The sequence below is a fragment of the Pseudomonas sp. ok272 genome, from assembly GCF_900109995.1.
In the GTDB taxonomy this organism is placed as follows: Bacteria; Pseudomonadota; Gammaproteobacteria; order Pseudomonadales; family Pseudomonadaceae; genus Aquipseudomonas.
On the sequence record NZ_FOCB01000020.1, the window covers coordinates 56,182 to 63,641 of the forward strand.

General features: G+C 54.0%; 8 protein-coding genes. All 8 read right to left on the reverse strand.

Features of this window, described 5'->3' with window-relative positions; genetic code table 11:
- Position 1 precedes the first annotated feature (1 nt).
- A complete protein-coding gene (locus tag BMW74_RS22300) occupies positions 2 to 919 on the reverse strand; it encodes an ABC transporter permease (protein ID WP_093426294.1) in 918 nt (305 codons plus the stop codon).
- 31 nt (positions 920 to 950) lie between these two features.
- Complete coding sequence (locus tag BMW74_RS22305) at positions 951 to 2,093, reverse strand: ABC transporter substrate-binding protein (RefSeq protein WP_093426295.1); 1,143 nt, start codon at positions 2,091 to 2,093, stop codon at positions 951 to 953.
- A gap of 34 nt (positions 2,094 to 2,127) precedes the next feature.
- A complete protein-coding gene (locus tag BMW74_RS22310) occupies positions 2,128 to 3,243 on the reverse strand; it encodes an ABC transporter ATP-binding protein (RefSeq protein ID WP_093426296.1) in 1,116 nt (371 codons plus the stop codon).
- Between the two features lie 379 nt (positions 3,244 to 3,622).
- Entirely contained in the window at positions 3,623 to 4,033 is a 411-nt protein-coding gene (locus BMW74_RS22315) for a hypothetical protein (protein ID WP_093426297.1), read from the reverse strand.
- Between the two features lie 303 nt (positions 4,034 to 4,336).
- Entirely contained in the window at positions 4,337 to 4,972 is a 636-nt protein-coding gene (locus tag BMW74_RS22320) for a hypothetical protein (RefSeq protein ID WP_093426298.1), read from the reverse strand.
- 778 nt (positions 4,973 to 5,750) lie between these two features.
- Positions 5,751 to 6,167 carry a hypothetical protein gene (locus tag BMW74_RS22330; protein ID WP_093426300.1) on the reverse strand — a complete coding sequence of 139 codons (417 nt, stop codon included), beginning with the start codon at positions 6,165 to 6,167 and terminating at the stop codon, positions 5,751 to 5,753.
- Positions 6,168 to 6,284: 117 nt separating this feature from the next.
- Entirely contained in the window at positions 6,285 to 6,698 is a 414-nt protein-coding gene (locus BMW74_RS22335) for a DUF6896 domain-containing protein (RefSeq protein WP_139208452.1), read from the reverse strand.
- On the reverse strand, positions 6,695 to 7,460 hold a 766-nt coding region (locus BMW74_RS22340), incomplete at its 5' end, for an RHS repeat-associated core domain-containing protein (RefSeq protein ID WP_175479284.1). The genes BMW74_RS22340 and BMW74_RS22335, both read right to left, overlap by 4 nt.

Below are 7,460 nucleotides of genomic sequence, written 5' to 3' on the forward strand. Positions count from 1 at the left end.
GTCACAGGCCTCCGTCGGCGGGGCGGCCGCCGTAGCGCGCCACCAGCTTCAAATACAGGCCGATGATCAGCATCATCATCACCACCAGGGTCATGGCCAGCGCACTGCCGAATGGCCAGTTGCGCGATTGCAGGAACAGGTCGACCAGCGCGTTGCCGACAAAGAACACCTTGCCGCCACCGAGGATCGCCGGGATCAGGAACTCACCCATCAGCAGGATGAACACCAGCATCACCCCGGTGATGATCCCCGGTGCCGACAGCGGCAGGGTGATCCGTCGAAAGCTCTCGAAGGCACTGGCGCCCAGGTCGGACGAGGCTTCCAGCAGGCGCTTGTCGAGTTTCTCCAGGCTGACATAGATCGGGAACACCATCAGCGGCAGGTAGCCGTAGACGATCCCGATCAGCACCGCCCAGGGCGTGTTGATCAGCCGCACGTCTTCCAGGCCCAGGCTGGCCAGCAGCGCCGGAATCCCCTTGCCGCTAAGGATGAAGATCCAGGCGTAGGTGCGGATCAGGAAGCTGGTCCAGAACGGCACGATCACCAGGGTCAAGAGCAGCGAACGGTTCTTGGTCACCTTGACGGCCAGGAAGTACGCCAGCGGATAGGCCGCTACCAGGCACACCAGGGTGCCCAGGGGCGCCAGCATCAGCGTGTTGCCGAAGGCCGCCGCCCGCGAACCCAGGTTCAGGTAGTTGGCCAGGGTGAAACCGCCGGCATAGCCACCCACGGTACTGCGCTCGCCGAAGCTGAAGACCAGGATGATCACCAGCGGCATCAACAACAGCAGCAGGAACCACAAGGTCGAGGGCAACAGCATCAGCAGGGTGATCCGCCGGCCGAGGCTGCGCCGACGGCGCACCTCGGTGGACAGCGCAGTGCCAGGCAGCACCGTGTGCGGGTGGGTGGCGGCATTCATGGACGGCTCCTCATTGGCCATGGCAAGGCAGTCAGGCGGACTTGAAGCGCGCCATCAACTCGGCACGCGCGGGGCTGGTGAGCGTCGCGGCAGCGCCGAACTCCAGGGGGCTCAAGGCTTCAGCGGCCGGGTACATGATCGGATCGCTGAGCATGGCGGTGGGCAGCAGGGCATCGACGCGCTTGTCACCGCTGGGGTAGCCGTGGCTCAACACTTCCAGCTTGTTGTGCTGCGGGTCCAGCAGGTAGTTGATGAACGCGTAGGCCGCGTCCTTGTGCTCCGAACTTTTGGGGATGGCGAAGAAGTCGCTCCACAGCTCGCCACCTTCCTTGCCCAACTCGAACTGCATCTGGTCGTTGTCGCGGTGCAGTTGCGAGGCGTCGCCGGTCCAGGCCATGGCCATCCAGGCATCGCCGCTGCGCATCGACGGCTGGATGTCGGAGTTGATCGCAAACAGGTGCGGCTTGACCTCGATCAGCAATTTCTCGGCATCGGCCAGTTCCTTGGGATCCAGGGAATTGAAGCTGTAGCCGAAGCTCTTCAGGGCGTTACCGATGGCGGTCAACTGGTAGTCGTGGACGATCACCCGGCCACTGGCATGCCCACGGGCCGCTTCCCAGAATTGCTTCCAACTGGTGGGGCCATCCTTGAGCTTGCTTTTGTCGTAGATCAGGCCGGTGGTGCCCCAGTTCTTCGGCACCGCGTAGATCTTGCCGTCCACCGTGCCCTGGGCCATGAACCGTTGCTGGAAGGCCGAGGCGTCGAAGTTGGGGATGCGCGACAAGTCCAGCGGCTCGATCAGGCCCAGGCCCACGTAAGTGCTGATGGTGTAGTTGGTCGGCACCAGCACGTCCCAGCCGCTGCCACCGGCCTGCAACTTGGCGAGCATTTCTTCGTTGGAACCGAACACGCTCATCGACACGCGCGCACCGGTGGTCTTGGCGAAGTTGTCGAGGTTTTCCTGGCTGTGGTAGTTGGGCCAGGTCGCCAGGGCCAGGCGATCGCCCAGCTTGCCTTGCTCGGCGGCGTAGGCGGTGGAAGTCAGCAGGCCTGGCATGTTGGTGGCGACCACCGCGGCGGCGAGGCCCAGGCCGGTACGGCCAAGGAACTCGCGGCGACTGATCGAGCCATTCTGCCAGCTACGCAGGGTTTTTATAAACGTCTTCTGGTCCATAACACGCTCCACATCCGGTTGATGAAACGATGATTTACAACGCCATGGCCAGGCCGTTGGCGTGATCCCAGCCGACGCTGACCGCAGCGCCGTGTTCGAATGCATTGGCGCCGTGATCCTGCTGGCGCGGCACCCGCACGCAGACCACGCCAAAGGCCTGGGTGCGCACGCGGTATTCGGTGGAGTTACCCAGGTAGATGCGGTCCTCCACATTGCCGTCGAGGGTGACTTCACGGGCCAGGGGCTGGCTGGCGCCGCTGATGCTGATCAGTTCCGGGCGCACCGCGATGCAGCCATCGGCATCCGCGCTCAGGGCCCGGCCGGTGGGGGTCAGCGGGCTGCTCAGTTCCAGGCCCTGGGCCGTGCGCAACACCACCGAATTGCCGTGCAGGCGCTGCACCGTACCGTTGAACAGATTGGACTCGCCGATAAAGTCAGCCACGTAGCGGCTGGCCGGGGTTTCGTAGAGTTGCTCGGGGGTGGCGGTCTGGATGATCGAGCCGTTGCACATCACGCTGATGCTGTCGCTCATCGACAGGGCTTCTTCCTGGTCATGGGTCACCAGCACAAAGGTAATGCCGACCTCCCGCTGCAGGCGCAGCAATTCTGACTGCATCTCCTTGCGCAGCTTGCGGTCGAGGGCGGCCAAGGGTTCGTCGAGCAGCAACACCGTCGGCTTGTTGACCAGCGCCCGGGCCAGGGCCACGCGCTGTTGCTGGCCACCGGACAATTCGCTGGGCTTGCGCTGGCCGAAGCCACTGAGGCGCACCATCTCCAGGGCCTCATCGGCCATGCGCAACTGGGTCTTTTTGTCGGGGCGCGGCGTGCGATAGCGCAGGCCATAGGCAATGTTTTGCGCCACCGTCAGGTGCGGGAACAAGGCGTAGTGCTGGAACACCATGTTCACCGGCCGCTCGAAGGCCGGCACCCCGGCAACGTTCTTCCCGGCCAGGCGCACTTCGCCGCTGGTGGGTTGCTCGAACCCGGCGATCATGCGCAGGGTCGTGGTTTTGCCGCAGCCCGAACCGCCGAGGAACGAGTGAAACGAGCCACGCCGCACCGCGAAGTTCAGACCATTGACGGCCTGCACCTCACCGTAGCGTTTGACCACGTTGCAGAATTCGATATCGCTTGGCTGGCTGTCGTTCACGGGTCGGCTCCCTCGCTGTGCAGTGATGAGTCAGTGCGTCGGGGGCCAAACTAGCAATGAGGGATTTGCGCTGTATATATCCCTTGGGGGGTAGGCGTGGAGGAGGGCGGGGCTGACCGCGTGAATGGGTGAGTGCAGGGTGTTCGTAAACCCACCCCAACCTCCAACGTGGGAGCGAGCCTGCTCGCGAAGGCGCAGGCTCAGGCAACATCGATATTGAATGTTCGACCCCTTCGCGAGCCGGCGCTGTAAAAAGGGGGACAGATTTATTTTGCCGCGAAAATAAATCTGTCCCCTTTTTCCTATTTTTCCTATTTACAGCTCTCCAGAGACCTCTCCCGCTCTTGGCATACAGTGTCGTAATCGTCTTTTTCTCTTTTTACCAAGTTGACTGATCTTCGAGGCCTGCTTTATTTAGATCATCTTTCCAAAGCTCACTTGCTAGTCGATATATATCCTCAAAAAAACCTCGGACATTTTCCATTTCCTCCCATCCATCAGGATATGAAGAGTATTCTTCTGGATCATCTATAACGAGACTTTCAAAGTCGTAATCATCATCTTTAAGAGCTTCCTCCAAGCACTTGTAAAGGAGGAATCTTTGCCTGTGCGGACGTTTCCTAGGCAAGCAATACTTAAGAATCAACGCTTCTCTATCCAGCTGATTATTTGGGTCGAATTTAGCCAACTCCTCACCGAGTGTTTCCTCGCGATCGTAGATATCAAAACATCCTAAAAAATAGGACAGTTGGGGGGTATACGGCTGTCCAGCATCATGATCTATAAACATATTCTCTCTACTTAGTTGGGAATAACGTAAACGGTACATTCGTAATTGGATCGAATTTCAAGTAAAAAGGGGGCGGATTTACTTTGCCGCGAAAATAAATCTGTCCCCTTTTTCCTTTTTGAGAGTTTCCTCTCGATCATACACATCAAACACCCCAATAAGCCACATCAAATCTGGCTCGAACTTCCCATTCAGGAAAGGGTCTTTTAACATCACTCACGTTCCGTAGGGAAGCCTAAGAAGAGGAGGTGAGTGTATTTTTTGATTAAAAATACACTCGTCCCTTTTCACCTTCTTCATTCCTTAATCTGTGGTGCTAGCAATCAGTGCACTTAAGGTACGGTGATTTGGATTCCAGATCGTCAAACACCAAACGCCCCACCACTCTAAGCCGCTATCAAAATAGTCACTCCAAGGTTCACGGCCTGGAATAGCCTCTTCATTGCTTGTGAATTTATACTGGAATCCTTTCACCCAGTTAATCACTTCAATGTCATCGTTCGTAATGAGCCCGAGAACGTCACACCACTCATGGAAAAGCGCTTGAGCCTCCGATTCTCCGGACTTGAATTCAGTACCATATGGGGGTTCGCGAAAGTGGCCGTAGAGAGCCAATGGCCCTCTCGCATAATTATCGGTCAGCATTAAGCTCGCTACTTCGGCATCACTCAACGGGGTAGCAACAGCCTTTTCCAACTCCCAGTCCAGGCTTGGTTCGGGGCTATCTGCATACTCCGGGCACTTGATCAGATCATAATGCCAATCAAATGCACGCTTCATAATCTGATCATACAGTCCATTCAGGGCTTGCCGATGAGTTGCTTCGCCAACCAGCGAGTCCGTCTCAAGAGAGAGCACCACGAATTCAAATACACAACCTGCATCATCCATGCGATCACGCAATGATTCGCTTTTGTCGTATTCAACAAAATCAAACATGAGCGTAGAACTATTTATATTCAAATATCCCTCTTTCCAACCCTAACCGACCCGCGACTGATTACTACCAAGTCGACTGATCTTCGAGACTGGCCTTATGCAGATCGTCTTTCCAACCCTCGCTTGCCAGCCGATAAACACCCTCAAAAAAACCACACGGATCAGCTATTTCTGTTTCGCCCCCTTTTTCCTTTTTCAAGCCTAACCTTGACTTGAGACCGCCTAATGGGTGCCTCCTTTTTTACTCTATTTACTATTTACTATCCGATTGATAGCGAGTTAAACACTCAAGCAATATCTTCATAAATCCATGCTGATCCTGAACATCATCATCAAAGTAGGTATCAATCCTCGTGAATACCTCATCAAAATCATCACCTGTGCTCACGTAATATTCCAGCATGTCAATGATTTTTTGTCGCTCGCTCGACGTATAAATAAGAAACTGCGGCCGCAGTAAAATATCGAACAACTCGACTAGCTCATCATGATCATTCACATCTTTAGATACTATTATCTCCTCTCGCTCCTCGTTTCTCGTATTCTCTATATCAAATACAAAAAGCAAGCTTCTCAATACAACCATACTTGACCTTGACCTCATCACTTAAACTCCGTGTAAGATGTTGTCGAGTTACCGCCGTCATCCAATATAACAATTGCCTTGTTTTGTTCGCCATACTTTAGATCTTTCCTCCTGAAACCTTCACCAATCTACAGCTCTCCAGAGACCTCTCCCGCTCTTGGCATACAGTGTCGTAATCGCCTTTTTCTCTTTTTACCAAGTTGACTGATCTTCGAGACTGGCCTTCTGCAGATCGTCTTTCCATTGCTCATTTGCCAGGCGATAAATATCCTCAAAAAAACCACGCGGATCATTTATTTCAGTTTCATCCCATGCAACAGAATAGTTTTCATCATAATCAGCCTCGAACTCTTTAGAGAAATCGAAATTTGAAGACTTCAATGAGTTCTCAAGTATTCTTAATAGTAGATATTTGTGCCTGTAAGAAAAGTAATCAAGGCGACTCAGCAGGAATTTTTTTACAATTACTTCCCTCTCGCTACTTTCATTAGGGTTGTACACGCGAACAGCCTCTCCAACTGTTTGTTCGCGATCATATACCGAAATGCCTCCTAGCCAATACGACAGCGCTGGTTCAAAGGGGATGTCAAATTGCGGCCACTTCAGCATAACTACTCCTTAGTCCGGATAGGCTGTATAAGGCCTGGTTATATCATCATTCCGAAACCTTACTTCAGTAAAAAGGGGGCAGATTTATTTTGCCGCGAAAATAAATCCGTCCCCTTTTCATCGCAAACTGTACTGTGCATTTAAAGGGCCAGACACCATTTCAAAAACACCCAATGCTAGGTATTCATAAAACTCCAACTCAAGATCTTCCTTGCTCGCATATTTCGCATACTTCACGGGGAACTCGCAGGCGTACATATAAAGCCTCCACACATCAAAAACGTCAGTCCTACCCTCAGGACCATAATCAAAATCTATACACGCGTCGGAGAAATGAACGGCACAACCAATACCATGAAGCTCATATGTCACACCTTCAAAAACCACACCGCACCGATCTATATGTCCTGAGCCCCATAGTTTTAGAATACATCGAACACCAAATCTTTCCTCAAATAATGCAACGGCGCTTTCGACTCTCGAAAGATATTCGACCACCATAGCCAGTAACTCTTCATCAGGGCCATTCATCTTCTTCGTCGCTCCAACCTGTCAAGCCCAACATTACTTGCGGACTCCAGAACTTCATCTACAGTGTTCAAGCTACCTTTATGAACCTTTATATCTACAATCACTCTTATTGAAACCCTACTCAGCGCCTGTCTCGCAGCCAACGTTCGATGATGCCCATCAAGAATATAAAAACCACCACCACTTTCCACAACATCTATAGGGCTTTTTACATCAAAACCATTTTTTTGCATATCAGCTGCAATATTCTCTACGTTCTTAGTTGAGCTCTTACCAGATATCGCATGAGTTCTTTTTAAAGTACTCGGATCAACATCGTGGACGATTGTAGGCAGCGCCGGCCCACCCTCATCAACCCCCACCTTCCCAGCCGGGTCTTGCGGCCCATTCGCCGGCCTACACCCATCCCCACCAGGACAAGTATTAAGCCCCAACGGATCCACCCACCCCGTCGGGTTCAGCGCGTACCGGTAGGCATTCACCCCACCCGCCAGCTTGCTCGGGTCCGGGGTCAGGTAGCGGCCGGTGGCCGGATTGTAGTAGCGGTGGCGGTTGTAGTGCAGGCCGCTTTCGGGGTCGAAGTATTGGCCCTGGAAGCGCAGCGGTTGTTCGAGTGGTGGGCCGCCGAAGTGGTTGAGGCTGTTGAGTTTGCCGTAGGCGGTGTAGGTCGCCGACCAGACGATTTCGCCGCGGTGGTCGGTGAGTTCCTGGGGCGTGCCGAGGTGGTCGAGTTGGTAGTAGAACGGGCGGGCCTGGTCGGGG

Bases quoted from the DNA above. Each gene is read 5' to 3' on its own strand.
- BMW74_RS22320 (WP_093426298.1), bottom strand. From the start codon at position 4,972: ATGTTTGATTTTGTTGAATACGACAAAAGCGAATCATTGCGTGATCGC.
- BMW74_RS22315 (WP_093426297.1), bottom strand. From the start codon at position 4,033: ATGTTTATAGATCATGATGCTGGACAGCCGTATACCCCCCAACTGTCC.
- BMW74_RS22300 (WP_093426294.1), bottom strand. From the start codon at position 919: ATGAATGCCGCCACCCACCCGCACACGGTGCTGCCTGGCACTGCGCTG.
- BMW74_RS22305 (WP_093426295.1), bottom strand. From the start codon at position 2,093: ATGGACCAGAAGACGTTTATAAAAACCCTGCGTAGCTGGCAGAATGGC.
- BMW74_RS22330 (WP_093426300.1), bottom strand. From the start codon at position 6,167: ATGCTGAAGTGGCCGCAATTTGACATCCCCTTTGAACCAGCGCTGTCG.
- BMW74_RS22335 (WP_139208452.1), bottom strand. From the start codon at position 6,698: ATGAATGGCCCTGATGAAGAGTTACTGGCTATGGTGGTCGAATATCTT.